Annotated in this window: 26 protein-coding genes and 1 pseudogene; 14 read left to right on the top strand and 13 right to left on the bottom strand. The window is 70.8% G+C overall.

What is annotated here, in order from left to right:
- Positions 1-45 precede the first annotated feature (45 nt).
- The 4 genes from G4Z16_RS03355 to G4Z16_RS03340 all read right to left on the bottom strand — a co-directional run bounded on the left by G4Z16_RS03355 (position 46) and on the right by G4Z16_RS03340 (position 4,059).
- The gene (locus G4Z16_RS03355) at positions 46-1,848 is read right to left on the bottom strand and encodes an acyl-CoA dehydrogenase (RefSeq protein ID WP_197354131.1); all 1,803 of its coding nucleotides are present in this window, start codon (positions 1,846-1,848) and stop codon (positions 46-48) included.
- Between the two features lie 164 nt (positions 1,849-2,012).
- The gene (locus tag G4Z16_RS03350) at positions 2,013-2,867 is read right to left on the bottom strand and encodes an SAM-dependent methyltransferase (RefSeq protein ID WP_246530658.1); all 855 of its coding nucleotides are present in this window, start codon (positions 2,865-2,867) and stop codon (positions 2,013-2,015) included.
- Between the two features lie 72 nt (positions 2,868-2,939).
- Entirely contained in the window at positions 2,940-3,197 is a 258-nt protein-coding gene (locus tag G4Z16_RS03345) for a DUF397 domain-containing protein (protein WP_197349100.1), read from the bottom strand.
- Positions 3,198-3,201: 4 nt separating this feature from the next.
- Positions 3,202-4,059 carry a helix-turn-helix domain-containing protein gene (locus G4Z16_RS03340; protein WP_197349099.1) on the bottom strand — a complete coding sequence of 286 codons (858 nt, stop codon included), beginning with the start codon at positions 4,057-4,059 and terminating at the stop codon, positions 3,202-3,204.
- Between the two features lie 219 nt (positions 4,060-4,278).
- Here G4Z16_RS03340 and G4Z16_RS03335 point away from each other — a divergent pair, with 219 nt between their 5' ends.
- Together G4Z16_RS03335 and G4Z16_RS03330 are read left to right on the top strand one after the other, a co-directional pair.
- The gene (locus G4Z16_RS03335; protein WP_197349098.1) at positions 4,279-4,731 is read left to right on the top strand and encodes an ATP-binding protein; all 453 of its coding nucleotides are present in this window, start codon (positions 4,279-4,281) and stop codon (positions 4,729-4,731) included.
- 174 nt (positions 4,732-4,905) lie between these two features.
- A complete protein-coding gene (locus tag G4Z16_RS03330; RefSeq protein WP_197349097.1) occupies positions 4,906-5,721 on the top strand; it encodes an SAM-dependent methyltransferase in 816 nt (271 codons plus the stop codon).
- Between the two features lie 76 nt (positions 5,722-5,797).
- Here the strand turns inward: G4Z16_RS03330 and G4Z16_RS03325 are convergent, their stop codons facing one another.
- Positions 5,798-6,715, bottom strand: a complete 918-nt coding sequence (locus tag G4Z16_RS03325; protein ID WP_197349096.1) for a helix-turn-helix domain-containing protein — start codon at positions 6,713-6,715, stop codon at positions 5,798-5,800.
- 171 nt (positions 6,716-6,886) lie between these two features.
- On the bottom strand, positions 6,887-7,129 hold the full coding sequence (locus G4Z16_RS03320; protein WP_197349095.1) for a DUF397 domain-containing protein: 243 nt from the start codon (positions 7,127-7,129) through the stop codon (positions 6,887-6,889).
- A gap of 213 nt (positions 7,130-7,342) precedes the next feature.
- On the opposite strand from G4Z16_RS03320, the gene G4Z16_RS03315 reads away from it, so the two are divergent.
- The 3 genes from G4Z16_RS03315 (at position 7,343) to G4Z16_RS03305 (ending at position 10,243) form a co-directional block, all read left to right on the top strand.
- Positions 7,343-7,546 carry a hypothetical protein gene (locus G4Z16_RS03315; protein WP_197349094.1) on the top strand — a complete coding sequence of 68 codons (204 nt, stop codon included), beginning with the start codon at positions 7,343-7,345 and terminating at the stop codon, positions 7,544-7,546.
- 200 nt (positions 7,547-7,746) lie between these two features.
- Entirely contained in the window at positions 7,747-8,646 is a 900-nt protein-coding gene (locus G4Z16_RS03310) for a universal stress protein (protein WP_197349093.1), read from the top strand.
- 124 nt (positions 8,647-8,770) lie between these two features.
- Complete coding sequence (locus G4Z16_RS03305; RefSeq protein WP_197349092.1) at positions 8,771-10,243, top strand: dihydrolipoyl dehydrogenase family protein; 1,473 nt, start codon at positions 8,771-8,773, stop codon at positions 10,241-10,243.
- A gap of 50 nt (positions 10,244-10,293) precedes the next feature.
- On the opposite strand, the gene ligD (G4Z16_RS03300) is transcribed toward G4Z16_RS03305, so the two are convergent.
- A complete protein-coding gene (gene ligD / locus G4Z16_RS03300) occupies positions 10,294-11,175 on the bottom strand; it encodes a non-homologous end-joining DNA ligase (protein ID WP_246530657.1) in 882 nt (293 codons plus the stop codon).
- Between the two features lie 204 nt (positions 11,176-11,379).
- On the opposite strand from ligD (G4Z16_RS03300), the gene egtA reads away from it, so the two are divergent.
- The 4 genes from egtA (at position 11,380) to egtD (ending at position 15,900) form a co-directional block, all read left to right on the top strand.
- Positions 11,380-12,600: an ergothioneine biosynthesis glutamate--cysteine ligase EgtA gene (egtA, locus tag G4Z16_RS03295; RefSeq protein ID WP_197349090.1), complete on the top strand. Its 1,221-nt coding sequence runs from the start codon at positions 11,380-11,382 to the stop codon at positions 12,598-12,600.
- 71 nt (positions 12,601-12,671) lie between these two features.
- On the top strand, positions 12,672-14,030 hold the full coding sequence (gene egtB / locus G4Z16_RS03290) for an ergothioneine biosynthesis protein EgtB (protein WP_197349089.1): 1,359 nt from the start codon (positions 12,672-12,674) through the stop codon (positions 14,028-14,030).
- Entirely contained in the window at positions 14,030-14,884 is an 855-nt protein-coding gene (gene egtC, locus G4Z16_RS03285; RefSeq protein ID WP_197349088.1) for an ergothioneine biosynthesis protein EgtC, read from the top strand. Before egtB ends, egtC begins: the two co-directional genes overlap by 1 nt.
- Positions 14,884-15,900 carry an L-histidine N(alpha)-methyltransferase gene (gene egtD / locus G4Z16_RS03280; protein WP_197349087.1) on the top strand — a complete coding sequence of 339 codons (1,017 nt, stop codon included), beginning with the start codon at positions 14,884-14,886 and terminating at the stop codon, positions 15,898-15,900. The genes egtC and egtD overlap by 1 nt, the downstream gene beginning before the upstream one ends.
- Here the strand turns inward: egtD and G4Z16_RS32285 are convergent.
- Together G4Z16_RS32285 and G4Z16_RS03270 are read right to left on the bottom strand one after the other, a co-directional pair.
- Positions 15,890-16,228 (bottom strand): DUF4190 domain-containing protein, encoded by a 339-nt coding sequence (locus G4Z16_RS32285; RefSeq protein ID WP_246530656.1) that lies wholly within the window; start codon positions 16,226-16,228, stop codon positions 15,890-15,892. The two genes, egtD and G4Z16_RS32285, sit on opposite strands and share 11 nt — an antisense overlap.
- Before the next feature lie 11 nt (positions 16,229-16,239).
- Entirely contained in the window at positions 16,240-16,398 is a 159-nt protein-coding gene (locus tag G4Z16_RS03270; RefSeq protein WP_197349086.1) for a hypothetical protein, read from the bottom strand.
- 144 nt (positions 16,399-16,542) lie between these two features.
- On the opposite strand from G4Z16_RS03270, the gene G4Z16_RS03265 reads away from it, so the two are divergent.
- Positions 16,543-17,178, top strand: coding sequence for a TetR family transcriptional regulator (locus G4Z16_RS03265; RefSeq protein WP_197349085.1), 636 nt, complete (start codon positions 16,543-16,545; stop codon positions 17,176-17,178).
- 34 nt (positions 17,179-17,212) lie between these two features.
- On the opposite strand, the gene G4Z16_RS03260 is transcribed toward G4Z16_RS03265, so the two are convergent.
- The 3 genes and pseudogenes from G4Z16_RS03260 to G4Z16_RS32280 all read right to left on the bottom strand — a co-directional run.
- Complete coding sequence (locus G4Z16_RS03260) at positions 17,213-18,811, bottom strand: serine/threonine-protein kinase (RefSeq protein WP_197349084.1); 1,599 nt, start codon at positions 18,809-18,811, stop codon at positions 17,213-17,215.
- A gap of 150 nt (positions 18,812-18,961) precedes the next feature.
- Positions 18,962-19,993 (bottom strand): non-homologous end-joining DNA ligase, encoded by a 1,032-nt coding sequence (gene ligD / locus G4Z16_RS03255; RefSeq protein ID WP_197349083.1) that lies wholly within the window; start codon positions 19,991-19,993, stop codon positions 18,962-18,964.
- 136 nt (positions 19,994-20,129) lie between these two features.
- Positions 20,130-20,429, bottom strand: a pseudogene (locus G4Z16_RS32280) (GNAT family N-acetyltransferase); the annotation flags it as partial.
- 197 nt (positions 20,430-20,626) lie between these two features.
- On the opposite strand from G4Z16_RS32280, the gene G4Z16_RS03245 reads away from it, so the two are divergent.
- Both G4Z16_RS03245 and G4Z16_RS03240 read left to right on the top strand, forming a co-directional pair.
- A complete protein-coding gene (locus G4Z16_RS03245; RefSeq protein ID WP_197349082.1) occupies positions 20,627-21,706 on the top strand; it encodes an ATP-dependent DNA ligase in 1,080 nt (359 codons plus the stop codon).
- A 22-nt stretch (positions 21,707-21,728) separates the two neighbouring features.
- The gene (locus tag G4Z16_RS03240) at positions 21,729-22,313 is read left to right on the top strand and encodes a DoxX family protein (RefSeq protein ID WP_425508145.1); all 585 of its coding nucleotides are present in this window, start codon (positions 21,729-21,731) and stop codon (positions 22,311-22,313) included.
- A 20-nt stretch (positions 22,314-22,333) separates the two neighbouring features.
- Here the strand turns inward: G4Z16_RS03240 and G4Z16_RS03235 are convergent, their stop codons facing one another.
- Complete coding sequence (locus G4Z16_RS03235) at positions 22,334-22,711, bottom strand: thioredoxin family protein (RefSeq protein ID WP_197349081.1); 378 nt, start codon at positions 22,709-22,711, stop codon at positions 22,334-22,336.
- Between the two features lie 390 nt (positions 22,712-23,101).
- Between G4Z16_RS03235 and G4Z16_RS03230 the strand changes: the two genes are divergently transcribed.
- Together G4Z16_RS03230 and G4Z16_RS03225 are read left to right on the top strand one after the other, a co-directional pair.
- Positions 23,102-23,617, top strand: a complete 516-nt coding sequence (locus G4Z16_RS03230) for a lytic polysaccharide monooxygenase auxiliary activity family 9 protein (RefSeq protein ID WP_197349080.1) — start codon at positions 23,102-23,104, stop codon at positions 23,615-23,617.
- A gap of 221 nt (positions 23,618-23,838) precedes the next feature.
- On the top strand, positions 23,839-24,912 hold the full coding sequence (locus G4Z16_RS03225) for an LLM class flavin-dependent oxidoreductase (RefSeq protein ID WP_197349079.1): 1,074 nt from the start codon (positions 23,839-23,841) through the stop codon (positions 24,910-24,912).
- Positions 24,913-24,989 lie beyond the last annotated feature (77 nt).

The raw sequence follows: 24,989 nt of genomic DNA, 5'->3' as shown, positions 1-24,989 counted from the left end.
GCGTTTCAGGATCCCGGTCCACCGCCGGGAGTACTAGGCCCTGGCCTAGAACCAGTCCGGCTCGGCGTCCAGCGTCGTGGTGTCGAGCGACTCCAGCAGGTCGAACTGCGGCCCCGTGCGGGGCAGTTCGTGACGGAAGAAGTAGCGCGCCGCCTGCCGCTTGCCCCGGTGGAAGGCGTCGTCGTGTCCGGCCGTCGCCAGGAACTGGCCGAGCCATATCCACGCCACGACGGTGTGGCCCACCGCCTCCAGGTACGCGGAGGCGTTCGCGAGGGCCACGGACGGATCGCCGGTGCCCCACAGCCGAGCGGTGACCTTGGAGACCCGCTCCCACGACTCCCGCAGCGCGGCGCCCAGTTCGGCGGCCTCGCCGTCGGTGGCCAGCGCCCGTTCGACCGTCTTGCCGATGGTCTCGCCGAGCGCGACGAGGCCGGCGCCGCCGTCCATGACGGCCTTGCGGCCGAGCAGGTCGAGGGCCTGGATGCCGTGCGTCCCCTCGTGGATGGGGTTGAGGCGGTTGTCGCGGTAGTGCTGCTCGACGTCGTACTCACGGGTGTAGCCGTAGCCGCCGTGCACCTGGATCGCGAGGTTGTTGGCCTCCAGGCACCACTGCGAGGGCCAGCTCTTGGCGATCGGCGTGAGCACGTCCAGGAGCAGGCGTGCGTGTGAGCGCTCCTCCTCCTGCTCGGCGGTGTGCTGCTCGTCGACGAGCCGTGAGCAGTAGAGCAGAAGGGCCAGCGCGCCCTCGACGTACGACTTCTGCGCGAGCAGCATCCGCCGCACGTCGGCGTGTTCGATGATCGGGACCTGCGGGGCGGAGGGGTCCTTCGCGGCGACGGGCCGGCCTTGCGGGCGTTCCCGCGCGTACTCGAGCGACTTGAGATAGCCGGTGTAGCCCAGGGCCATCGCACCGGCGCCGACGCCGATGCGGGCGCCGTTCATCATGTGGAACATGTACTTGAGCCCGCAGTGCGGCAGGCCCACGAGGTACGCGGCAGCACCCGGAGCCCCGCCCGGAGTGTGGGCGCCCTCACCGAAGTTGAGCAGCGTGTTGGTCGTGCCCCTGTAGCCCATCTTGTGGTTGAGCCCGGCCGTCACGACGTCGTTGCGCTCGCCGAGGGAGCCGTCGTCGCCGACGAGGTACTTCGGCACGATGAACAGCGAGAGTCCCTTGACGCCCGGGGGCGCTCCGGGGATGCGGGCGAGGACCAGGTGGACGATGTTCTCCGACAGCTCGTGGTCGCCCGCCGAGATCCACATCTTGCTGCCGAACAGCCGGTAGGTGCCGTCCGGTTGGGGTTCGGCGCGGGTGGTGACGTCGGCCAGTGAAGAGCCCGCCTGCGGCTCGGAGAGGCACATGGTGCCGAAGAAGCGGCCGGCGAGCATGGGCCGTACATAGGTGTCGATCTGCTCGGGGGAGCCGTGCTCGCACAGGAGCCTGGCGTTGCCGAGGGTGAGGAAGACGTAGGAGGACGTGCCGACGTTCGCCGCCTGGAACCAGCTGAAGCAGGCCGTCGTGATCAGCTGGGGCAGCTGCATGCCGCCCAGTTCCTCGTCCATGGGGGCGGCAAGCAGGTCGGCCTTGGTGAAGGCGTCCAGCGCCTCCTTCGCCTCCGGCAGGGTGTGTACGCGCTCGCCGTCGAAACGGGGCTCCTGCTGATCGTTCTTCTTGTTGTGCGGCGCGAAGTGGCGCGTGGCGATCTGCTCGCTGAGGTCGAGCACCGCGTCGAAGGTCTCGCGGGAGTGCTCGGCGAAGCGCGGGCGCCTGGTCAACTCCTCGGCGTCCAGCCACTGGTGGAGGAGGAAGTCCAGGTCCCGGCGGGAGAGCAGGAGGGACGAAGTGGCCATGAGGCGTGATCCGATCACGGTCGACGGCGTACGGGCGCATACCTAAGCGCTTGCTTATCGTGCGTCCCGGCGGTGTCCCGTGTCAACGGCCCCCTTACCGCGGTACTCGCGGCCAGGGCTGGCGATCAACGCTCACGGTCAGGGCTTGCGGTCAGGGCTCACGGTCACGGCTTGCGGGCGACCCCGGCGTAGCCCGGCACCTCTTCGGCGGGGAGGTGCGCGGGAGTGTCCCGGTCCGGGCGCCAGCGGTGGGGGAGTACGAGCCCGGGGCCGGCCATCTCCAGGCCGTCGAAGAAGCGGGCCACCTCCGTGCGCGTGCGGGGCCGCAGCGGGCAGCCGTCACTCGCGTACGTCTTCAGCACCGTCTCGGCCCGCTGCGCGCCGGCGGCGTCGAGGAAGTCGGCAGTGGTGTGCGTGAGAACGAGATGGCTGCCGGCGGGCAGCGCGCCGAGCAGGGTGCGGACGATGTCGTACGGATGCTGCTCGTCGGCCACGAAGTGGAGGACGGAGTTGAGGGAGAGGCCCACGGGGCGGCCCAGGTCGATGGTGTCGCTCAGGCCCGGGGCGTCGAGGATGCTCTCCGGGTCCGTGACATCCGCGTGCACGTATGCGGTGGTCCCCTCCTCGTCGCCGTGGAGCATCTCCCGGGCGTGCTGGAGGACGAGGGGGTCGTTGTCGCTGTAGACGACCTTCGCCTCGGGCGCGACCCCCTGGGCGACCTGGTGCAGATTGGGTTCGGTGGGGATGCCGGACCCTATGTCCAGGAACTGCCTGACGCCGCGCTCGGCCGCCAGCCAGCGGGTCGCCCGGACCATGAAGGCCCGGTTGGCCTGTGCCGCCGCCTTCACTCCGGGCAGCGCGGTGGCCACGGCCTCCGCCGCCCGCACATCGGCGTCCGAGTGGTCACGGCCGCCCAGGTAGTAGTCGTACATGCGGGCCGGATGCGCTCTGCCGGGTTCCTGCGCGGGCACGGTCCGGCCACTGGTGCTGCCGCCGCGGGAGACTCCCGCGGACCGCACCGCTCCCGTCCCTCCCGGCGTTCTCGTCACTCCAGTCAACGGTGTCTCCGTTTCCGTACTGGGCGGTCGTGGTCATCCGTGGGTGAGCAGGAAGTCGGCCTCACCGCGCTTCGCGCCGCGTATGAAGATGTCGATCTCGGCGGGGTCGTATATCAGCGCCGGACCGTCAGGGTCGTTGGACTGCCGCAGCGCGATGCGGCCGTCCCCGAGCTTCATGGCCTCCAGGCAGTTGCCGCCGTTCGGGCCGCTCCACGGCTTGTGCCAGCCCTCGGAGCCCAGCTCCCGGGAGGGCATGCCGTTGTAGATGTGCTGTGTCGTATCGCGGCCCATGCAGTCAGAACTCCTTGCGGATCTCACCGAGGAGAGCCTCGGTGCGTTGTGCCGGTGCGGCCTGCGCACCCATGCGGTCCAGTGCCTCCAGGTAGACGGCTGTGTCGCGGCGTTCGTCGTAGTAGACGGCGCCGCTGAGATTCTCGGCGTAGACGATGTCGGGCAGTTCGGGGATCTCGAACCGGAAGAGCTGGAAGGGCCCGAACATGGCGGGGTGCGCCCCCGAGGCGAACGGGATGACCTGCACGGTGACGTGGGGCAGGGCGGCGCACTCGATGAGCCGGTCGATCTGGGCGCGCATCACGTGCGGAGCGCCGACGTGCCGACGGACGACCTGTTCCTCCAGGAGCACCCACAGCCGCGGGGCGTCGTCCCGCCGCAGCAGCTCCTGCCGCTCCATGCGCAGGGCGACCCGGCGGTCCAGCTCCTCGTCCGCGGCGTTGGGGAACCCCGTGCGCAGCAGAGCTCGTGCGTAGTCCTCCGTCTGGAGCAGCCCGTGCACGCAGTGCGGCTCGTACGCGCGGATCAGGCTCGCCTCGCCCTCCAGGCTGACGTAGAGGCTGAACCACGACGGCAGTACGTCGCGGAATCCCTGCCACCAGCCCGGCTGGTTGGCTTCGTCCACCAGCTCGAGGAAGGCAGTGATCTCGTTCTCGGGGATGCCGTACGTTTTGAGAAGTTTCTCCACGTATGGCGGCTTGAGGCCGACCTCGGCCTTCTCCATGCGGCGGACCGTCGTGGCGTTCACGCTCAGGGCCGCGGCCGCCTCGGCGAAGGAGCGTCCGGCGGCTTCACGCAGGTCCCGCAGCCGCATTCCGAGGACCATCTGGCCCACGGTCGGTGCGGTACGGCCGTCGGCCAAGACGCCTCCCTTCCACCGGACTTGCTGCGCTAGAAGTGTGCCACGCGATCAGTGCATGGACCACTCTGTTCCCTCCGATTCTGCAATTCGCAGAACGGCTCTTGCCAACTGTGACGGGCACGGCGCATAGTGATGTACGTGATACAGCTCATGCCCCGCATGGTGCTGCCTCCGGGCCCTGTCCCTCCCCCAGCAGGTAGTCGGAAGGCTTAACCAACCGTGGCTCTGTCCCGCCCCGTCATACCGCTCTCCCCGTCCGAACCGGTCGGGGCGCTTGTGCGTCGTGGGGGCTTCGAGCTGCCCGCGCACGCGACGGCCGTCGCGGATGCCCGGGAGATGGTGCGTGGCCAGGTGCTCAGCTGGGGGCTGCCGGAGGAACTGGGCCGGACGGCGCAGCTCGTCGTCTCGGAGTTCTTCACCAACGCCGTGGTGCACACCGACAGCTGCCGCGTCCGCTGCAGACTCCAGGTGCACGAGCAGCGGCTGCGCATAGAGGTGTGCGACGAAGGCGTCGGATGCGATGCGGTGACCCCCCGCCAGGCGGCCGCGGAAGACGTGAACGGTCGCGGGCTGCAGCTCGTGAACGCCGTCGCGGAGACATGGGGAGTGCGCTCGGAGGACTCGGACTCCGGGCGCGTCGTATGGGCGGAGCTGACTCTCCCGGGACTGTGACCGCCGGCCACTCCCGTCACTCCTGCCCCGGCCGCAGCAGCAGTCGCACGCCTTGCGAATTTCCTTTGCCTACTGGGTAGTTGCGGTGCTCTGCGCCACATCGTCGTGCGATGCTTCGCTGTAACGGAACGTGTACGCAACGGGACGCGTGCACGGCGGGACGGTGAGGGACGCATGCGCGAAGACGAAGTCGCGGCAGGTCAGGGAGTGGACGTCACAACTCCCAGTGTGGCGCGTATGTACGACTACTACCTGGGCGGGAAGGACAACTACGAAGTCGACCGTCAGGCCGTCGAGGAACTCGACAAGGTAGTACCGAGTACGCGGCCGCTGGCCGTCAACAATCGCCGCTTCCTCCAGCGTGTAGTACGCGTCCTCGCCGAGGACTACGGCGTACGGCAGTTCCTCGACCACGGGTCAGGCCTGCCCACGCAGGACAACGTGCACCAGGTCGCCCAGCGCATCGATCCGCAGGCGCGGGTCGTCTACGTCGACAACGATCCGATCGTGCTGGCGCACGGACGCGCGCTGCTGGAGGAGAACGCCAACACCGCCGTCATCCAGGCGGATCTGCGGGACACGGAGAAGATCTTCGAGCACCCCGAGGTGGGCCGGCTGATAGACCTCTCGCAGCCCGTGGGCGCCCTCTTCGTCTCCGTCATGCACTGCATCCCCGATTCCTCCGACCCCGCGGCGCTGTTGCGCGGGATCGTCGAACGTCTGCCCTCGGGCAGCTTCCTCGTGATCAACCAGCTGGTGAGCGAGGACAAGGCGACTCGCGACTTCGTCACGGACTTCATGGCGAAGGCGACGGGCGACCGCTGGGGCAGGGTGCGTCAGGCGCACGAGGTCGAGCGCTACTTCGACGGGCTGGAGATCCTGGAGCCGGGCCTGGGGGAGATCAACGACTGGCGGCCCGACTCGGAGCTCGGGCCGAAGCAACTCACGGACGAGTGGTACGAGTTCGGAGGTGTGGCCCGCAAGCGCTGACGGCGGGGCGGGGCCGCCACCGGGCGGGCCCCGCCACACGGAAAGGCCCGTTCGGCGGTGCCCAACGGGCCCTCCGTCAGCTCGACTGGCGCTCGAAGCGGCTCAGCAGCCGCTCCAGGAACTCGACCGTCATCGACGGCGGTTCGGCGGTGGCGCACAGGCGGTCCATCACCACCATGTAGTTCTCCACCTCTTCGCGCTTCTCCAAGTACAGCGAGGAGGTGAGCTGTTCCAGGTAGACGATGTCCGGCAGGTCCGGCTCCTGGAAGCGCAATATCGTCACGGGCCCGCCGGCTGCGGCGAGGCCCCCGATCGCGAACGGCGCGATCTGCACCGTGATGTTGGGCTGTTCCGTCGCCCATAGCAGCCGCTTGATCTGCTCGCGCATCACCGATGCCCCGCCGAGGGGGCGCTGCAGCGCCGCTTCGTCGACCACGGCCCAGAGCTTGGGGCTGTGCGGCCGGGTGAGGATGTCCTGCCGGTCCTGGCGGAGCTCCACGCGGCGGTCGATCTCCTCCGTCGACGCGCGCGGATGCCCCAGTCTCATGACGGCACGGGCATAGTCCTCCGTCTGCAACAGCCCGGGGACGAACTGCACTTCGTACATGCGGATGACCGAGGCCGCTTCCTCCAGGCCGATGAGCCTGTCGAACCACGGCGACATCACGTCGCTGTACTTCTGCCACCAGCCAGGGGTGTTGGCGTGCCGCGCGAGCACCAGGTACTCCTCGCGCTCCTGTGCGTTCGTGATGCCGTAGAGCGAGAGCAGATCGGCCACGTCCCGTTCCTTGCAGCCCACCCTGCCCAGTTCGAGGCGGCTGATCTTGGCGTGGGATCCGCGGATCGCGTCCCCGGCCTGCTCACGGGTGATGCCGCATCCCTCGCGGAGCCTCCGCAGCTGCGTGCCGAGCACGATGCGCAGAATCGTCGGCCCACCGCGGGGATGGTCCAGGATCCGCCTGACCGACGAATCGGTCCCCTGCTCTGCTGACATCAGGTCTTCCCTGCTCCCGTGAGTGACGAGCCGAGCGCCCAGTGTCCCACTCGGTCAACGGCCCGTACAGTCATGCTGCTTGCACATACCCCGGCCATGTGCCACACCGTCAGGTGCCGCATACGGCCGGGGGTCACGCGCCCCCCGCTGTGTGCTCCGGCCGCTGCCGGGTCAGCTGCCCACGGTCAGCAGGTCGTCGAAGTCGCCGTCCTTGGCGCCCTGTACGAACGCCGCCATCTCGGCGGGCGTGTAGATCAGCGCGGGGCCGGAAGGATGGCGCGAGTTGCGCACGGCGACGTGACCGCCCGGCAGGTCCGCGAGCTCGACGCAGTTGCCGTTGGGGTTGCTGCGCCCGCTCTTGCGCCACGTGACGCCCTCGAGACGGGTCGCCTCGATTCCGTTGTCGATCTGCATGAATGGCCTCTCTGTCACTTCCATCTGACAGCCGTACGGGGGGTGTTGGACCGTACTGTCTCACAGCCGGGCGTTCTTGCATCTGTAATTGCAGATGTACTTGCAGCCGTAAGTACGCGCGGGGAGAATGGCTCACGCAGCGGTACTGGAAACGGTGAACGTGCCCCGGCTTCACCGCAGTTCGGCTCATCTGTCCCTCACTCTGGAGTCCTGGTGACCTCATACGGATTCGAACGTCCCGCCTCGGCCGGGCCGCTGGACGCCCAGGCAGCCATCGCGGAGCTCGAACACTGCGACTGGGACGCCCCGTTGACGCGGCTGCTCCTGTTGCTGGAGATCGCCGACCGGCCGGCCTGGCTGCGTGAGGTCGCCCGCGGCGCCCAGCGCGGCGGCTCCGGCGGTTCCTCGGGCAGCTGACCACCCGCGGACCCAGGAACACGGGCGGGACGAGACCTCACGTCCACAGGGCGCCAGTTCACTCCGTGTCAATCTCTCGCCGTCACACTCGGTTCGGACGCGTCCCCTCGTCCCACTGCGTCGCCACGCCTTCTCCCGGCGATCGCGCGAATCCCGCACACTGGGACATACGCACGAGCCGACCCGAGGAGAGCCGCCAGATGAATGACCGCTCCGCAGCCCCAGCCGCCGAAGGCCGCGTGATCGTCGGCGTCGACGGATCTGAACCTTCGCTGCGCGCCCTCGACATGGCCGCGGAGGAGGCGGGCCGGAGAGGCGTCGCGCTCGAGATGGTGATTTCCGCCGGATGGCCGCGCCGCTCCCGGGTCCCGGTTACGGAGGCCGACACCGAACGCATCAGGGCCGCGGCGGCGACCGTCCTCGACGACGCCGGGAAGCGCGCCCATGAGCACGTTCCCGGACTGCGCGTCATGGCGCAGATCCACACCGAGGCACTGGCTGCCGACACCCTCGTGAAGGCCAGCAAGAGCGCCGCGCTGACCGTGGTCGGAACCCGCGGGCACGGCGGATTCGCCGGGCTGCTCATCGGCTCGGTCAGCCTCCGCGTCGCCACGCACTGCGAGGGCCCGCTGCTCGTCGTGGGCGACAGCCGGAAGAGTGACGGTGCCGAGCGCGGCACCGTCATGGTGGGCATGCACTCCGATTCGGACGAGCCCGCGCTGCGCTACGGCTTCGAGGAGGCCGCCCGCCGCGGCTCGTCGCTGCGTGTGCTGCACGCCTGGAACCAGCCCCGCATGCCCGGCAGGCTCCAAGTGCCGCCCAGCGAGGCCCAGCAGGCCCGCTCCGCCGCCTCGGACCTCGTACGCAAGATGGTCGACCCGCTCTCCAAGGACCATCCGGGGGTGAAGGTCAGCGCCGACGAACAGGGCGGCAGCCCGGCGGCGACCCTCATCGAGGCCAGCCGCGCCGCCGACGTCCTCGTGATCGCCGTGCACCGTCATCAGCAGCGCCGCCTCGGACTGCAACTCGGGTCCGTCGCCCACGCGGTGCTGCACCACGCCCACTGCCCGGTCGTAATGGTGCCCACCAAGGCGGGCTGAGCCCACCCGGGCGAGCCGAGCCGCACCTGCCGGCGCTCGAATACTCCACCGGCCTCCAGAACCGTTTACGACCATCGCCTGCGCGCACCCGCACCACTCCAGCACCGAGCACGTGGAGGCCGACATGACACGCTCCGAGGCGACCGCTCCGACCACCGGCGCCCCTGACGGCGACGAGTTCGACGTCATCGTGATCGGAGCGGGCCCGGTGGGAGAGAACGTCGCCGAGCGGGCGCATGCCATGGGGCTCGGTGCGGTCGTCGTCGAGAGCGAACTCGTCGGGGGCGACTGCTCCTACTGGGCGTGCATGCCCAGCAAGGCGCTGCTTCGTCCCGTCGCCGCACTCGCCGACGCCCGGCGCGTGGCCGGTGCCGCGCAGGCCGTGGACGGCGGGCTGGACGCGGACGCGGTCCTGGCCCGGCGTACCTCGTTCACCTCGAACTGGCAGGACGGGAACCAGGTCGCCTGGCTGGACTCCGTCGCGGTCGACCTCGTACGCGGTCACGGCCGCCTCGACGGCCCCCGCCGCGTGATCGTCGAGACCCCGGACGGCTCGGCCCGGACACTCACGGCCCGGCATGCCGTCGCCGTCTGCACGGGCAGCCGCGCCGCCCTGCCGGACCTTCCGGGCATCGCCGATGCGCGGCCGTGGACCAGCCGTGACGCCACGTCCTCCAAGGAGGTGCCGGGGCGCCTGGCGGTCGTCGGCGGGGGAGTGGTCGGGGCGGAGATGGCCACCGCCTGGCAGGCGCTCGGCTCCGACGTGACGGTGCTGGTACGCGGCGACCGGCTGCTGCCCCGCATGGAGCCCTTCGCCGGGGAGCTGGTCGCCGAATCGCTCACCGAGGCCGGGGCGAAGGTGCGTACCGGTGTCTCCGTCGAGAGCCTGGAGCGGCCCTCCCCGGACCGGCCGGTCACGCTCTCACTCAGCGACGGCAGCAGGCTGGAGGTCGACGAGGTGCTCTTCGCCACCGGCCGCAAGCCACGCACCGACGATCTGGGCCTGGAGACGGTGGGCTGCGAGCCGGGCGGCTGGCTGGCGGTGGACGACAGCCTCCGGGTGACGGGCGTGCACGGCGGCTGGCTGTACGCCGTGGGCGACGCCAATGGCCGTGCACTACTCACGCACCAGGGCAAGTACCAGGCCCGCATCGCGGGGAGCGCCATCGGTGCGCGGGCCGCGGGCGTGCCGCTGCTGGAGACCGACCGCTGGGGTGCGCACGCCGCCACCGCCGACCACGACGCCGTCCCGCAGGTCGTCTTCACCGACCCCGAGGCCGCGTCGGTCGGGCTGACCGCCGCGGATGCGGAACAGCGGGGGCTGCGGGTGCGCGTGGCGGACCTGGACATGGGGGAGGTCGCCGGGGCCGCGCTCTACGCGGACGGTTACCGCGGCCGCGCCCGCATGGTCGTCGACATCGACCGCGAGGTGGTCGTGGGCGTCACCTTCGTCGGTCCGGGCGTCAGCGAACTGCTGCACTCCGCGACCGTCGCCGTGGCCGGCGAGGTGCCGCTCGAGCGGCTGTGGCATGCCGTGCCCTCGTACCCGACGGTCAGCGAGGTGTGGCTGCGGCTGCTGGAGGCGTGCCGCGGCTGACGCGGGCGCCTCCGGCCGGCCGGACGCGCGGTCATTCGGGCGTGCGGGCGTCAGATCCTCGCCGACAGGCGCCTGTCCGCCGCCCGCACCGACCGGCCCCGGGTGGCCGTTCCGTCCCACGGGTCGTCCTCGCGCAGCCTGTCGGCGATGTTGCGGACGTTCCACCGGTCGGGGCGCAGCTTCCGGTCGTCCAGCTCCGACCACCCGATCGGCGTGGCGACGGGTGCGCCGGGACGTGCACGCACCGAGTAGGGAGCGACGGCCGTCTGCGCGTAGGCGTTGCGCTGGATGTCCAGGTAGATGCGGTCGCCGCGGTCGGCCTTGCGGGGCTCGTCGGTGAGCCGTCCGGGGTGGCGCGCCACCAGTACACGGGCGACCCTGCGGGCGAATTCCCGCACGGAGTCGAAGTCCGACTTGCGGTCGAGGGCGGCGATGACGTGCAGGCCGCGCGAGCCCGTCGTCATCAGCTGCGTCGGCAACTCGACAACCTCCAGAAGTCCGCCCACGCACGACGCCGCCCACCGCACGTCCTCGAAGTCCGCGTCGCCGCTGGGGTCCAGGTCGAAGACGAGCAGGTCCGGATGGTGAGGCCGGTCCGTCCTCGACATCCAGCGGTGCGTGGTGATGCACGCCTGCCCGGCGAGATACACCAGGGTGTCGGCGTTGTCGCACACCACGTGCCGCACCGTGCCGTTCTCCTTGGGCAGTTCGGCGGTGTGCACCCAGTCAGGGAAGTAGTCGGGGGCGTTCTTCTGCATCAGGGGCTTGCCGCCGATGCCGTCCGGATGGCGCTCCATCATCAGGGCACGGCCGCGCAGCCGTGGTATGGCGCGGGAGGCCACGCGCCGGTAGTGCTCGGCGAGTTCGCTCTTGGTGATGCCGTCGTCCGGGAAGAGCACCTTCTCCGGTCTGCTGATCTCGATGTCTCTCACGCCGCGACGAGTTGACCGCTCCCTGGAGCGCAAACCGCCATTCGGCCCTCGCCATGCGTTTTTTCGTCCGTCACCCGCGGGCCACCCGGGGCGCACCCCGCCGGGTGCTGCCGTCTTGCGCCCAGCCCGTCCCCGAAGCAGTCTCGGACTCCACAGGACCAAACGCACACGCACCGTCCGTATCCACAGGAGGCGCCGGATCCCATGGATGCCGTGCTGAACGAGGACGAAGCAGCCGCGTACGTCGGCGGGATCTGTTTCAAGACCGGGCCGCCGCGCCGCGTCGGAGTGGAGCTGGAATGGCTCATCCGCGACCGGTCAGCGCCCTCCCGCGCCGTCGCTCCCCGCAGGCTGGAGAAGGCGCTGGACCCGCTGTGGACCCGCGGCCTGCCGGGCGGGAGCAGGCTGACACGGGAACCCGGCGGTCAACTCGAAGTCTCCTCCCCGCCGGGCGAGACGCTCTCCGAGTGCATCGCCGTCACCGCCGCCGATCTGACCGTACTGCGTCACCGGGTTCGCAGCTCCGGGGCGCTGCTCTACGGACGGGGCCTCGACCCGTATCTCAGCCCACCACGGGTGCTGGAGGATCCCCGCTACCGCGCCATGGAGGCGCACTTCGACCGTTCCGGCCCCTGGGGCCGGATGATGATGAGGGCCACCGCCGCCGTCCAGGTCAGCCTGGACGCGGGTGACGACTCCGACGGGCCCTCCGGCTACCGCTACCGCTGGCGGCTCGCACACCGGCTCGGTCCGGTACTGGTGGCGGCGTTCGCCAACTCGCCGCTGTGGCGCTCCCGTCCGACCGGGTGGGTCTCCACCCGGCAGAGCGTGTGGGCCCGTGCCGACCCCTCGCGCACCGGCCCGCCGCGCCCGCACAGCGACCCCCGCGAAGGCTGGGCACGGCACGCGCTCGATGCCGAACTTCTCTGCCTGCGGCGGGACCCGCCGGCCGAATGGACCGCGCCGCCCCGGCTCTCCTTCCGCGCCTGGCTGAAGGGCGCCCACGGTGAACGCCGCCCCACGCGCGACGATCTGGACTATCACCTGGGCACGCTCTTCCCGCCGGTGCGCCCTCGCGGCTGGCTGGAGCTGCGGATGATCGACGCTCAGTGCGGCGACGGCTGGATCGCGGCCACCGCCGTCGCGGCGACCCTGCTGGACGACCCCGTCGCCGCGGACTCCGCCTGGGAGGCGACGGAACCTCTCGAGTGCGACCCGGTGGCCTGGCAGCGCGCCGCGCGGGACGGGCCCGCCGACCCGCTGCTGGGACCGGTGGTGCGCCGCTGCGTCGCGGCGGCGGAGTCCGCGCTCTCCCGCAACGACCACGGCAGCGTGGTGCACGACGCGGTCGCCGAATTCGCCGAGCGCTACTCCGAGCGCGGACGCTGCCCCGCCCACGACCAACTGGACGCGATGCGCGGCTGAGACCGGCGGCTGATCGCCGCGCGCCTTCGCGCCCGCCCCCGTCGTGCACACATGAGAGGAGACACCCGAAGATGTCCGAACACTCAGCCGCGCAGGCCACCACGGCCGAGGCGGCGCCCGCGGGCCGTGAGCGTGCGCTCGCGGCCCTGGAACGGGCGCGGCGGCGGACCGAGGCCCTCACGGACTGTCTGGACGAGGCAGAACTGACGGCGCAGCACTCCAAGTTGATGTCACCGCTCGCGTGGGACCTGGCGCACGTGGGCAATCAGGAGGACATCTGGCTGCTGCGCGAGGCGGGCGGCACGAGCGGAGTGCGTCCCGATCTCGACGCGGTCTACGACGCGTTCCGGACGCCGCGCGCCGACCGGCCCACCCTGCCGATGCTCTCGCCCGACGCGGCCCGCGCCTACATCGCCGAAGTGCGCGCCCGCGCGCTGGAGGTGCTCTCCGCGCCGCCGCCCGACGGCGTCGACAGTGCCCTCTTCGAGGGCGACTTCGTCTTCGGCATGGTCGCCCAGCACGAGCAGCAGCACGACGAGACCATGCTCGCCACGCACCAGTTGCGCCGCGGCCGTGCCGTGCTCGACGCCCCCGATCCTCCCGCGCCCACCTCCAGGGCCACGGACGCGAGGCGCGGTGAAGTGCACGTGCCGGCTGGCCCGTTCACCATGGGTACCTCCACCGAGCCGTGGGCGCTGGACAACGAGCGTCCCGCGCACACCGTCGACGTCGCGGCCTTTGACCTCGACGCCGTGCCCGTGACCAACGGCGCCTACCAGCGCTTCATCGAGGACGGCGGATACCAGGACGAGCGCTGGTGGGATCCCGAGGGCTGGGCGTACGTGCAGAAGACGGAGCTGACCGCCCCCCTGTTCTGGCGCAGGGACGGGGAGACGTGGCTGCGGCGCCGCTTCGGCTACACCGAGCGAGTCCCGCCCGGGGAGCCGGTCATGCACGTGTGCTGGTACGAGGCGGACGCGTACGCACGCTGGGCAGGGCGCCGGCTGCCGACGGAGGCCGAGTGGGAGAAGGCCGCCCGCCACGACCCGGAGACCGGTGAATCCCGCCGCTACCCGTGGGGCGACGACGAACCCGACGAAGGACGAGCCAACCTGGGCCAGCGCCATCTGCGTCCCGCACCGGTCGGTGCCTACGCCGCCGGTGCCGCACCGTGCGGTGCCCGGCAGATGATCGGCGACGTGTGGGAGTGGACCGCCTCGGACTTCACCGGCTACCCGGGCTTCAAGGCCTTCCCGTATCGCGAGTACTCCGAGGTCTTCTTCGGAAGCGACCACAAGGTGCTGCGCGGCGGGTCGTTCGGGACCGACGAGGTCGCCTGCCGGGGCACGTTCCGCAACTGGGACCTGCCGGTGCGCCGCCAGATCTTCGCCGGGTTCCGCACGGCGCGCAGCAGCGGGGGAGCGGACTGATGTGCCGCCATCTCGCCTACCTCGGGCCGGCATCGTCCCTGGCCGACCTCGTGATCCGTCCCCCGGGCGGACTGTACGAGCAGTCGTGGGCTCCCCGCATGCAGCGGTACGGGACCGTCAACGCCGATGGCTTCGGGCTGGGTTGGTACCCCGCACCGCGGTCGCGGGACGACCACACGGGAGCGGAGGACGAGCAACTCCCCGCTCGCTACCGCCGAGCCGTTCCCGTCTGGGCCGACGTGAACCTTCCCGACCTCACGCGGGCGGTGCACAGCACAGCAGTGCTCGCCGCAGTGCGCGACGCCACCGAGGGCACCGCTCAGGACGAGACCGCCCCGGCACCGTACGCGGACGGACGGCTGCTCTTCAGCCACAACGGCGCCGTGCGCGACTGGGAGCGCCTCGTTCAGGACCTCGGCCTGACCATGGAGCCCGACGAACTGCTCGGGCTGGAGGCCCGCTGCGACTCCGCGCTGCTGTGGGCGCTGCTGACGAACAGGATCCGCGCGGGTGAGCCGGCCGAGGACGCCCTCGCGTGGCTCGCGGTGCGCATCAGGGGCATACGCACGGGCGCCCGGCTCAACTTCCTTCTCACGGACGGCCGCACCATCTGGGCCACCCGCTGCGGCGACACCCTCTGGTATCGCACGGGGCCCGGAAGCGTGCGCGTCGCCTCCGAACCGGACGACGCCCCCGCCGACGAATCCGAGGCCGGCTGGCAGGAAGTCCCGGAGGACTCGCTGCTCGTGGCCACCGTCTCGTCCGTACGCACCGTCCCCCTGGTCCACACCGCACAGCGGCCCCCGGCACATGTGTCCGGGGGCGTCACCGGCATTCACGCGAGGAGATCCTGATGACGGGCTGCTTCGACCTCACCCGCCGTCTGCCCGACGGATACTTCACCGACGCGCTCCACACCGACGTGCTCAAGGGGCTGACCGGCCGCCCCAAGACGCTGCCGCCGAAGTGGTTCTACGACGGCCGCGGAAGCGAACTCTTCGAAGAGATCACACAGTTGCCCGAGTACTACCCGACGCGGGCCGAGCACGCGATCCTCGCCGAGCGGTGCGACGAGATCGCCGCGGCGACCGGTGCCCGCACCCTTGTCGAGCTGGGTTCCGGCTCGTCGCGCAAGACTCGGCTGCTGCTCGACAGCCTGCTGCGCCGCGGCACCCTGGAGTCCTACGCCGCGCTCGACGTCAGCGCCGACGCGCTGAGCGAGGCCGGCGAGCAGCTGTGCCGCGACTACCCGGACCTGCGGGTCACCGGCTGCGTGACCGACCTGGAGACGGACCTCGGGATGCCGGACCCGGAGGCCGCCCCGGGGCCGCGTCTGGTGGCCTTCCTCGGGGGGACCCTCGGCAATCTCGACGGTGAGGCGCGGCCGGCGTTCTACGCCGCGCTGCGCGCCGAACTCCGGCCGGGGGACGCCCTGTTGCTCGGCGCCGACCTCGTCAAGGACCCGAAGGTGCTCGTCCCGGCGTACGACGACGCCCAGGGCGTGACGGCCGAGTTCAACAAGAACGTCCTGCGGGTACTCAACCGCGAACTCGGCGCCGGCTTCGACCCGGACGCCTTCCAGCACGTCGCGGTGTGGAACGAGCAGGAGGAGCGGATCGAGATGCGGCTGCGCTCGCTCCGCGCGCAGGCCGTGGAGCTGCCCGCCCTGGGCATGACCGCGGAGTTCGAGGAGGGCGAGGAGATCCTCACGGAGATCGCCGTGAAGTTCCGCCGCGCCCCGTTCACGGACGAACTCGCTCGTGGCGGCTTCGCGTTGAGCCACTGGTGGACGGACGAGGAGGGACGCTTCGCGCTCCTGCTGGCCGAGCCGTCGCCGGCCCGGCCCGGAACGCAGCCGCTCAGCCGGTGATGCTCCAGGAGAACGACTGGTCGGCGGCGGCGACCGTCGCGAGCACGGCGAGGTCGGCGACGCCGAGCGTCAGTCCGAGCACCGCCCGGGTGCGGCGCGTCGTGCCGCGCATCAGGGCGAGGCCGGCGAGCACCAGGGCGCACGGGCCGAGGACGAGGTTGAAGACGAGCAGCCCGGCCAGGCCCATGACGAACGAGGCGACGGCCATGCCGTCGGCGTCACGCAGGCGTGCCGCGGCGGCGGCGCGGGGCTGTTCGCCGGCAGTGCCCGAGGCATTCACCTTGTGTGCCTTCGGGTCCGAAGTGCCGGGCCGGACAAGGGTGTTCATGGCGTTCACGGTCAGCTCCCCTGACGGTGGTGCTTGCGCTCACGGACGGCGAAGATCAGCAGCCAGGCGCCGATCGCCGCGGCTGCGGCGAGGGTCGCCGGCAGCGGGATGTGCGCCGCGGTTCCCACCAGGAGTCCCAGCAGGAGGAATGCGGCAACGATGAAGATCATGTCTGCCCTTTCGTCTCGGAGGGACGGTGATCGCGGAATGGACCGTCCGCCTCCCCACTTCTCAGTGAACAGTTGGAGTTACAACTGTTCACTGAGAACAGGTTACCTTGGCAGAGGAGCGAGAACACCTGTTTACTCAATGACATGAGCCACACCTCCACGCCGACCGCCCGGGAGACACAGAAGGCCAGGACCCGCGGCGCCCTTCTCGACGCGGGCCTGGGGCTGCTGGAGCACCAGAGCCTCAGCAGCCTCGGGCTGCGCGAGGTCACGCGCGTCGTGGGAGTGGCTCCGGCCGCCTTCTACCGGCACTTCAGGGACATGAGCGATCTGGGCGTCGCCCTCGTCGAGGAGTCGCTCGGGTCACTGCACGGCGTCGTACGCGAGATCCTCGCCGGCCCCGCCGACGAGGCCGCCCGGATCGAGCGAACCGTCACCGCGATCGCCCGCTACGTACGCGAGCACCCGACGCACATCCGCTTCGTCGTGCGGGAACGCCACGGCGGTGTACCGGCCGTACGGGCCGCCATAGGCGCCGAGTTGGACCGCTTCGCCGAGGAGGTCGCCGACGCGCTGGCCGCCGACGACGTCTCGGCCGGATGGAGCGCTCAGGACATCCGGATGCTCGGCGAACTCTTCGTCGACCACATGGTGATGACGGCGTCGGCGTTCCTGGACGCCACGCTCGGCGAGGGACCGGACGAGGAGAGCGTCGCGCACACGGCACGGCGGCAGCTGCTGCTGATCAGCACCGGAAGGCGGCACTGGCAGGACGGCTGAGCAGTGGCCGGCGGGCCGCCGGCCACGCCGCCCGTCAACTGCCCTTGCTGATACGGAAGGTCTTCACCGCCGTGTCGAAGTGCTTCTTGGCAGCGCCCCATTCGGCGTCCGGCGCCGAGAGGTACAGCGCGTAGTGCTGCTGGCCTTCCTCGCCGAAGCCCAGGTCCACGGCGTGGTAGGTCCGTGCACGCCCCTGCCAGGTGTACTCCCAGATGGCGGCCTTCCGGCCCTGGTAAGTCGTGGCGTTCATACGGAGGTTGCGGTAGCCCGGCGACTTCGCCCGCACCTCGGGCTCCAGCCTGCGCCAGTGCTTGAGCGGACTGTTGCCCGCGAAGTCCAGCACGCTGAACTTCAGGTCCGTACGACCTGACGGGCCGCCCAGGAAGTCGATCTCCTGGCCGCCGGGCCTGTCCTGCCGCGTCCAGCCCTCGGGCACGTCCACGGAGAAGCCGAGGTCCTCCTTGACGCGCTGGTACCCGTCCGCGACCGGCGGACGCGGAGGGGGCTGCGACTGGGACGGACCGGAGTGCGAGGCGGACGGACCCGGCTTGCCGGGGCCGCCCTCCGAGCCTCCGGCCTCCCGCTTCAGCCACCAGCCGCCGCCCGCGACGGCGGCCACGGCCACCACCGCGCACACGGCCCAGGCGGCAGCGCGCGACCGGCGCCGCCGCGGAACGGCGGAGGCCGGGGCGGGAGCCGGAGGAGCGACGGGGGTGGAGGCAGGAGGAGGCGTGGGTTCCTGTGCCCCGTTCTGCCTCGGGCCTGCCGCCGTCTGCTCACGCTCGTTCCACGGTGCGCCCTGCGGCAGCGCCACGGTGCCCGTCGCGCCCGCGAGCCACTCCTCCGCCTGCTGGAGCGTCGGACGGTCCGCGGGCTCCTTCGCGAGCAGCGCTTCGATCAACTCGCCGAGGGCGCCGGCCTGTTCCATGGGGCGCGGCGGTTCGCTCGCCGTGGCGTACGCCGTCTCCACCCAGGTGTTCCTGTGGAACGGCGCGATGCCCTCGACCGCCTCGTACAGCGTCGCGCCGAGCGCCCAGGCGTCGGCGGCCGGGCCCGACTCGCCGCCCTGCATCCGTTCCGGGGCCGCGTAGTTGATGGAGCCGACGAACTCCCCGGTTCGCGTGAGGGTCGTCGTCCCGGAGGCCGCGGCGATGCCGAAGTCGGTGAGGACGATGCGCTCCGCGTCCCGCGACAGCAGGACGTTGGCGGGCTTCACATCGCGGTGCAGCACCCCTGCCGCGTGGGCGGCACGCAGCGCCGAGGCCATCGCCACACCGGTGCGGGCCGCGGCCTCGGGCGCCAACGGCCCGTCCTCGCGCAGGACATCGCTGAGCGAACGGGAGGGCACGTACTCCATGACGATGCACGGCAGCCCGTCCTCCTCCACCACGTCGTGCACGACGATGACCCCGGGATGGCTTATCCGGGCCGCGCTGCGCGCCTCGCGGCGCGTGCGCTCGTAGAGCCTGGTCCGCTCGTCGTCGTCCAGATGTGGCGGTACATGCAGCTTCTTGACGGCCACGTGCCGGTCCAGCAGCGTGTCACCCGCGAGCCACACCGTCCCCATGCCCCCGCGGCCGAGCTGCCGGGAGAGCTGGTACCTCCCCGCCAGCAGCCGGTCCTCGTCGGTCACCTCTTACTCCCCGATCCCCCTTGAACACCCGTTCCAGTGGTGAACCCTAGCTGCCCGCACGGGGGGTGGGGCGGCGGACCGGACAGTCGGTACTTGACCGGCGGCGATCGGAGCTCTGGCGCCGCTTCGCCGACGGCCCGTCAGGGAGCGTCAACTGCCGGAGGACTCCGAGGTGTTGGTGCGCTTCGCCCTGCTCGGCTGTACGCGCTTCGGCTCGCCCTTCACCTTCGGGTGCTCGGGCGGATAGGGGAGGTCGCCGAGCCCGTGCTCGCGCTCGTCCCGGTCGGCCAGCTCCAGGGCGGCGTCCAGGCGGCACCGGTGCGCGTCCATCTGCGCGTGTACGTCGCCGACTTCGGCGTACCGCAGCGGCATGGTCACCACGTCGAAGTCGTCGGGATGCGCGCTGCCCAGCTCGTCCCAGCGCAGCGGCGCGGAGACGGTGGCACGGCGGTTGGGGCGTACGGAGTAGGCGCTGGCGATGGTGCGGTCCCGCGCGGTCTGGTTGTAGTCGACGAAGATGCGGCTGCCTCGCTCCTCCTTCCACCACGCCGTGGTGATGCGGGTCGGGTCGCGGCGCTCCAGTTCTCTGCCGATGGCGATGGCGGAGCGCCGAACCTGCGCGAAGTTCCACTCGGGCTCGATGGGAACGAAGACGTGCAGCCCGCGGCCGCCGGAGGTCTTCGGCCAGCCACGCAGCCCCAACTCCTCCAGCAGCGGCTGGAGTTGCTGCGCCGCGCGTACGGCGTCGTCGAAGTCCGTGCCCGGCTGCGGGTCGAGGTCGATGCGCAGCTCGTCCGGGTGGTCGGTGTCGGCCCTGCGCACCGGCCAGGGGTGGAAGGTGAGACAGCCGAGGTTCGCGGCCCACAGCACGGCCGCGGGACCCGTCGGGCAGATCTCGTCGGCGTGCCGTCCGCTGGGGAAGCTGATCCTGGCCGTGGGGATCCAGTCGGGGAGGTTCTTGGGAGCGCGCTTCTGGAAGAACGACTCGCCGCCGATGCCCTCCGGATAGCGCTCCAGAGTGGTCGGCCGCTCGAAGAGCGCACGTGCGACGCCGTCCGCGACCGTCACGTAGTACCGGGCGACGTCGAGCTTGGTGAGCCCGCGCTCAGGGAAGTAGACCTTGTCCGGGCTGGACAGCCGCACCTTCTGCCCGCCGACCGTCAGCTCCACCGCCTCACCCATGCCGCAACGCTAAGCGGCCCTGTGCCGGATCGCCTCCCGGCGGACGGTAAAGCTTCGAACAGCGGCCGTGCGGCGGGGCAGCGCATGCAGGGGGTGCGGGGCCGGTGCGGGGGCCGGGCCCCCGCACCGGCGGGCCTCAGATGCCGAGAGGCGCGGCGTAGCGCACGGTCCTGCTCGGCAGCGGGTGGCCGGGCCCCGAGCGCGAGCGCCATCACCGCCTCGTGCGGACCTCGATGGGGAGGCCGATGCCGTGGACGGAGGTCCGGGTGAAGCCGAACCTGGGGTAGTAGGCCGGATGGCCCAGGACGACGATGTGGCGCTCACCCGACTCCTCCGCCGCCCGCAGAACGGCGCGGACGGCAGCGGAGCCCGCTCCCGTGCCCTGCCGCTCGGGCCGCACGGCCACGGGCGCCAGGCGCAGCGCCGGTGCGGCACCGGACCTCGGGAAGATCCGCGCCCGCCAAGCGGAGCTCTTCAGAGACGAGGACGCCTTGGTGCCCCGTCCGCCGCGGCGCCCTGCGCGGGGCCGGGCCGCGGCCCTCGAAGGAGACTGACACCGTCGCGCGTTGCCGGCGTTCCTCCCGTTACGCGCAGAGCAGGCGGGCGCGCCCGCGCGGGAATACAGTGCTGGGCATGGATCTGCCGGTGATGCCGCCCGTCAAGCCGATGCTCGCCAAGCTCGCCTCGAAGATTCCTGCGGGCATGCAGTACGAAGCGAAGTGGGACGGCTTCCGCGCCATCGTCTTCCGCGACGGCGAGGAGACCGAGATCGGCAGCCGTACCGGCAAGTCCCTCAAGCGCTACTTCCCCGAACTGGTCACGGCGCTGCTCGAGAACCTTCCCGAGCGCTGCGTCGTGGACGGCGAGATCGTCGTCGCCCGCAACGACAGGCTCGATTTCGATGCCCTGGGGCAGCGCATCCACCCGGCCGACTCACGGGTGCGGATGCTCGCCGAGGAGACCCCGGCGTCCTTCGTCGCCTTCGACATACTCGCGCTCGGCGACGACTCGCTCATGGAGACGCCGCTGGAGGAGCGCCGCACGATCCTCGAGCGCGCACTGCGCCCGGCTCGCGACCCTGTCTTCGTGGCCCCCGCGACCACCGACATCGACCTGGCCCGGCAGTGGTTCGACCAGTTCGAAGGCGCAGGGCTCGACGGACTCGTGGCCAAGGCGCCCAACCTGCCCTACCGGCCGGACGAGCGCCTGATGGTGAAGATCAAACACGAGCGCACGGCGGACTGCGTCCTCGCGGGGCTGCGCCCGCACAAGAGCGGTGAGGGCGTCGGTTCGCTCCTGCTCGGCCTCTACGACGGCTCCGGCACGCTCCAGCACGTCGGGGTGTGCGCCTCCTTCACCATGAAGCGGCGCCGCGAGCTGATGGACGAGCTGGAACCGCTGCGGATGTCCGACCCCGCGGCGCACCCGTGGGCGCGCTGGCAGAGCGAGGAGGCCCACATGCAAAGCCGCATGCCGGGCGCGCCGAGCCGCTGGAGCGGCACGAAGGACCTCTCGTGGGTACCGCTGCGCCCCGAGCGCGTCTGCGAAGTGGCCTACGACCACATGGAAGGGGACCGCTTCCGGCACACCACGCAGTTCCGGCGCTGGCGCACCGACCGCGATCCGCAGGGATGCACCTACTCCCAACTCGAAGAGCCCGTCAGTTACGACCTGTCCCGCATGCTGACCGAATCCCCGGAGACCCCCACCTGAGCACGTGAGAAGGGACGACGCCATGGGCCACCTGATGTGCCACCGCAGACACCACGGGCGCAGTCACCGCATCCACAGCATCCGCCACGACATCGGACTCCTCGCGCTGCGCCTCGGCACCGGAAGCGTGCTCTTCGCACACGGTACGCAGAAGCTCTTCGGCTGGTTCGGCGGTCACGGGCTGGAGGGGACCGGCAAGTTCATGGAGCAGACCGGCTTCCGGCCCGGACGCGCGCACGCCCTCGCCTCCGGCCTCGGTGAGGCCGGAGGCGGAACGCTGCTCGCACTGGGCCTGGGAACTCCCGTGGCCGGCGCCGCCGTTGCGGCCGCCATGGCGGGTGCCGCCTCGATCCATGTGCCGGCGGGGTTCTTCAACGACCAGGGTGGACTGGAGTTTCCGGCGTTCATGGGGCTGGCAGGGTCGGCGCTCGCCCTCTCGGGCCCGGGCAACCTCTCCCTCGACCACCTCCTGGGGCACCGGCTCAACCAGACGTGGATGCCGGCGGTGACGTTCGTCGCCGCGGCGGCCGCCGCGGCCTGCGTCATCTCCCGGCGGGTGCGCGTCCTGCGGGACGCCGAGGAGGAGAGGGGCACTCAGCCGGGCTGATCACGCGCGTCCGTCCGGCCTCACTGGCCGGACGGCTCGTCCTCCGGCGCGGCGGCGGACTGGCGGACCTCTTCCATGTCCAGGTTCCGCGCCTGCCCGATCAGGTCCTCGAGAGCGGACTCGGGCAGCGCTCCCGGCTGCGAGAAGACGACGATGCGGTCCCGCACGATCGTGAGCGTGGGGATCGACTGGACCTCGAAGGCCGCGGCCAGCTCCTGCTCGGTCTCGGTGTCCACCTTGGCGAACGTCAGGTCCGAGTGACGCTCGGCGGCAGCCTCGTAGACAGGCTCGAACTGGCGGCACGGACCGCACCAGCCCGCCCAGAAGTCGATCAGTACGAAGCCGTCGTCCGCGACGACGTCGTCGAAGTTGTCCTTGGTGAGCTCCGTGGTGCTCATGTGCTCTCCTGCTGTTGAAGACGGTGTCGGACCGTGACGGCCCTCGGCCGGGCCGGCGCTTGGTGCCGGGAGTCCCGGACCGCGTTCCCACGGTCGCACGCGGCGTAAACCGCTCGTGCGGCCCCGATGTTCCACAAGCGCTGTCATGAATGGCTCCCGGAACTCTTGACCGAGGGCAGACAATCGCTATGGTCTAGACTAATGGCGAGCGTGAATACCGGGTCCCCCAGCTCGAAGCCGTCAGAACTCCCCACGGCTGCCCTTCGCCGCTGACGGGGCGTGCCTTCACATCGCCTCCGCTTTCAACGAGGCCGTCCGTAAGGGTGTGCGGCACCTGTGTGCCCTCCCCTCCTCGCCGCTTGCCGTCGGCCGGACCGTGAAGGAGTTGCCATGAACTTCAAGAGAAAGCTCGCGGCCGGAATCGGGGCGGGGATCGCGCCTCTGCTCGTCCTCACGCTGCCGGCGTCCCCGGCCAGCGCGCACGGCTATGTCAACTCGCCGCCGAGCCGTCAGGCGCAGTGCGCCGCCGGCACGGTCGAGTGCGGGGACATCAAGTGGGAGCCGCAGAGCGTCGAGGGCCCCAAGGGGCTCACCAGCTGCAGCGGCGGCAATTCCCGCTTCGCCGAGCTGGACGACGACGGGAAGGGCTGGGCGGCCACGAACGTCGGCAGCTCGACGAGCTTCCAGTGGCGCCTGACGGCACGTCATTCGACCAGCACCTGGCAGTACTTCGTCGGCGGCTCGAAGATCGCGGAGTTCGACGACGGCGGTGCCCAGCCCGGGGAGACCGTCACGCACCAGGTCGATTTCGGCGGTCTGAAGGGCAAGCAGAAGGTGCTCGCCGTCTGGAACATCGCCGACACGGCCAATGCCTTCTATGCCTGCGTCGATGTGAACATCGGCTGAAGGGGGCGGGTCGGCTGACCCGCCGCGGTGCCGCCGGAGGACGTCTCTCCGGCGGCACCGCCATGTGTGCGGCCGGACCCTCCGGCGGCGGGTGCCCTGGCGCTTCGCCACCCGTGGCACCTCCGCGCGACCATGGAGGAAGACCGCGTGGGAGACTGGTGGGACTGTGTAGTTCAACAGTGAACTAATGGCTCCGCGGAGCCGGCGAGAGGGTGAGAGTGGTGCAGTTCGGGATCTTCACCGTCGGGGACGTCACGACCGATCCCACCGACGGCAGCACGCCGAGCGAGCACGAGCGGATCAAGTCGATGATCGCGATCGCGCTGAAGGCCGAAGAGGTGGGCCTCGACGTCTTCGCCACCGGCGAGCACCACAATCCGCCCTTCGTGCCCTCGTCGCCGACGACCATGCTCGGCCACATCGCCGCCCGCACCGAACGCCTCGTCCTCTCCACCTCGACGACGCTGATCACCACCAACGACCCGGTGAAGATCGCCGAGGACTACGCGATGCTCCAGCACCTGTCCGACGGACGGGTCGATCTGATGATGGGCCGCGGCAACACCGCGCCCGTCTACCCCTGGTTCGGGCAGGACATCCGGCAGGGCATCCCGCTGGCGATCGAGAACTACGCGCTTCTGCACAAGCTGTGGCGCGAGGACGTGGTCGACTGGGCGGGCCGCTTCCGCACGCCGCTGGAGGGCTTCACCTCCACGCCGCGCCCGCTCGACGGTGTGCCGCCGTTCGTCTGGCACGGCTCCATCCGCAGCCCGGAGATCGCCGAGCAGGCCGCGTACTACGGCGACGGCTTCTTCGCGAACAACATCTTCTGGCCCAAGGAGCACTACATGAAGCTCATCGGGCTCTACCGCGAGCGCTTCGCACACCACGGGCACGGCACTCCGGAGCAGGCCATCGTGGGGCTCGGTGGCCAGGTCTTCATGCGCAGGAACTCCCAGGACGCCGTGCGGGAGTTCCGTCCCTACTTCGACAACGCGCCGGTCTACGGGCACGGGTCGACGCTGGAGGAGTTCACCGATCAGACGCCGCTGACGGTGGGCAGCCCGCAGGAGGTCATCGAGAAGACCTTGACCTTCCGCGAGTCCTTCGGCGACTACCAGCGGCAGCTTTTCCTCATGGACCACGCGGGCCTTCCGCTGAAGACCGTGCTGGAGCAACTGGACATGCTCGGCGAGGAAGTGGTGCCCGAGTTGCGCAAGGAGTTCGCCGCGCGCCGGCCCGCCGGGGTGCCCGACGCCCCCACGCACGCGTCGCTGGTCGCTCAACGCGGCTGAGTCTCGCCGGAATTGGTTCCGACCAATCCCCGCACGCGCATTGTGGCGTGTGTTACACGGTGGGATGCTCAACGGGC

The organism is Streptomyces bathyalis, from assembly GCF_015910445.1.
Taxonomy (GTDB): domain Bacteria; phylum Actinomycetota; class Actinomycetes; order Streptomycetales; family Streptomycetaceae; genus Streptomyces; species Streptomyces bathyalis.
This window is presented reverse-complemented; position numbering and strand designations above follow the sequence as displayed.

Excerpts from the sequence above, each read along its gene's own strand:
- ligD (WP_197349083.1), bottom strand. The coding sequence starts at position 19,993 with ATGGGTGAGGCGGTGGAGCTGACGGTCGGCGGGCAGAAGGTGCGGCTG.
- G4Z16_RS03305 (WP_197349092.1), top strand. The coding sequence starts at position 8,771 with ATGACACGCTCCGAGGCGACCGCTCCGACCACCGGCGCCCCTGACGGC.
- G4Z16_RS03270 (WP_197349086.1), bottom strand. The coding sequence starts at position 16,398 with ATGATCTTCATCGTTGCCGCATTCCTCCTGCTGGGACTCCTGGTGGGA.
- G4Z16_RS03355 (WP_197354131.1), bottom strand. The coding sequence starts at position 1,848 with ATGGCCACTTCGTCCCTCCTGCTCTCCCGCCGGGACCTGGACTTCCTC.
- G4Z16_RS03230 (WP_197349080.1), top strand. The coding sequence starts at position 23,102 with ATGAACTTCAAGAGAAAGCTCGCGGCCGGAATCGGGGCGGGGATCGCG.
- G4Z16_RS03345 (WP_197349100.1), bottom strand. The coding sequence starts at position 3,197 with ATGGGCCGCGATACGACACAGCACATCTACAACGGCATGCCCTCCCGG.
- G4Z16_RS03330 (WP_197349097.1), top strand. The coding sequence starts at position 4,906 with ATGCGCGAAGACGAAGTCGCGGCAGGTCAGGGAGTGGACGTCACAACT.
- G4Z16_RS03320 (WP_197349095.1), bottom strand. The coding sequence starts at position 7,129 with ATGCAGATCGACAACGGAATCGAGGCGACCCGTCTCGAGGGCGTCACG.
- egtD (WP_197349087.1), top strand. The coding sequence starts at position 14,884 with ATGACGGGCTGCTTCGACCTCACCCGCCGTCTGCCCGACGGATACTTC.
- G4Z16_RS03325 (WP_197349096.1), bottom strand. The coding sequence starts at position 6,715 with ATGTCAGCAGAGCAGGGGACCGATTCGTCGGTCAGGCGGATCCTGGAC.
- egtC (WP_197349088.1), top strand. The coding sequence starts at position 14,030 with ATGTGCCGCCATCTCGCCTACCTCGGGCCGGCATCGTCCCTGGCCGAC.
- egtB (WP_197349089.1), top strand. The coding sequence starts at position 12,672 with ATGTCCGAACACTCAGCCGCGCAGGCCACCACGGCCGAGGCGGCGCCC.
- egtA (WP_197349090.1), top strand. The coding sequence starts at position 11,380 with ATGGATGCCGTGCTGAACGAGGACGAAGCAGCCGCGTACGTCGGCGGG.
- G4Z16_RS03235 (WP_197349081.1), bottom strand. The coding sequence starts at position 22,711 with ATGAGCACCACGGAGCTCACCAAGGACAACTTCGACGACGTCGTCGCG.
- G4Z16_RS03265 (WP_197349085.1), top strand. The coding sequence starts at position 16,543 with ATGAGCCACACCTCCACGCCGACCGCCCGGGAGACACAGAAGGCCAGG.
- G4Z16_RS03310 (WP_197349093.1), top strand. The coding sequence starts at position 7,747 with ATGAATGACCGCTCCGCAGCCCCAGCCGCCGAAGGCCGCGTGATCGTC.
- G4Z16_RS32285 (WP_246530656.1), bottom strand. The coding sequence starts at position 16,228 with ATGAACACCCTTGTCCGGCCCGGCACTTCGGACCCGAAGGCACACAAG.
- G4Z16_RS03245 (WP_197349082.1), top strand. The coding sequence starts at position 20,627 with ATGGATCTGCCGGTGATGCCGCCCGTCAAGCCGATGCTCGCCAAGCTC.
- G4Z16_RS03240 (WP_425508145.1), top strand. The coding sequence starts at position 21,729 with ATGGGCCACCTGATGTGCCACCGCAGACACCACGGGCGCAGTCACCGC.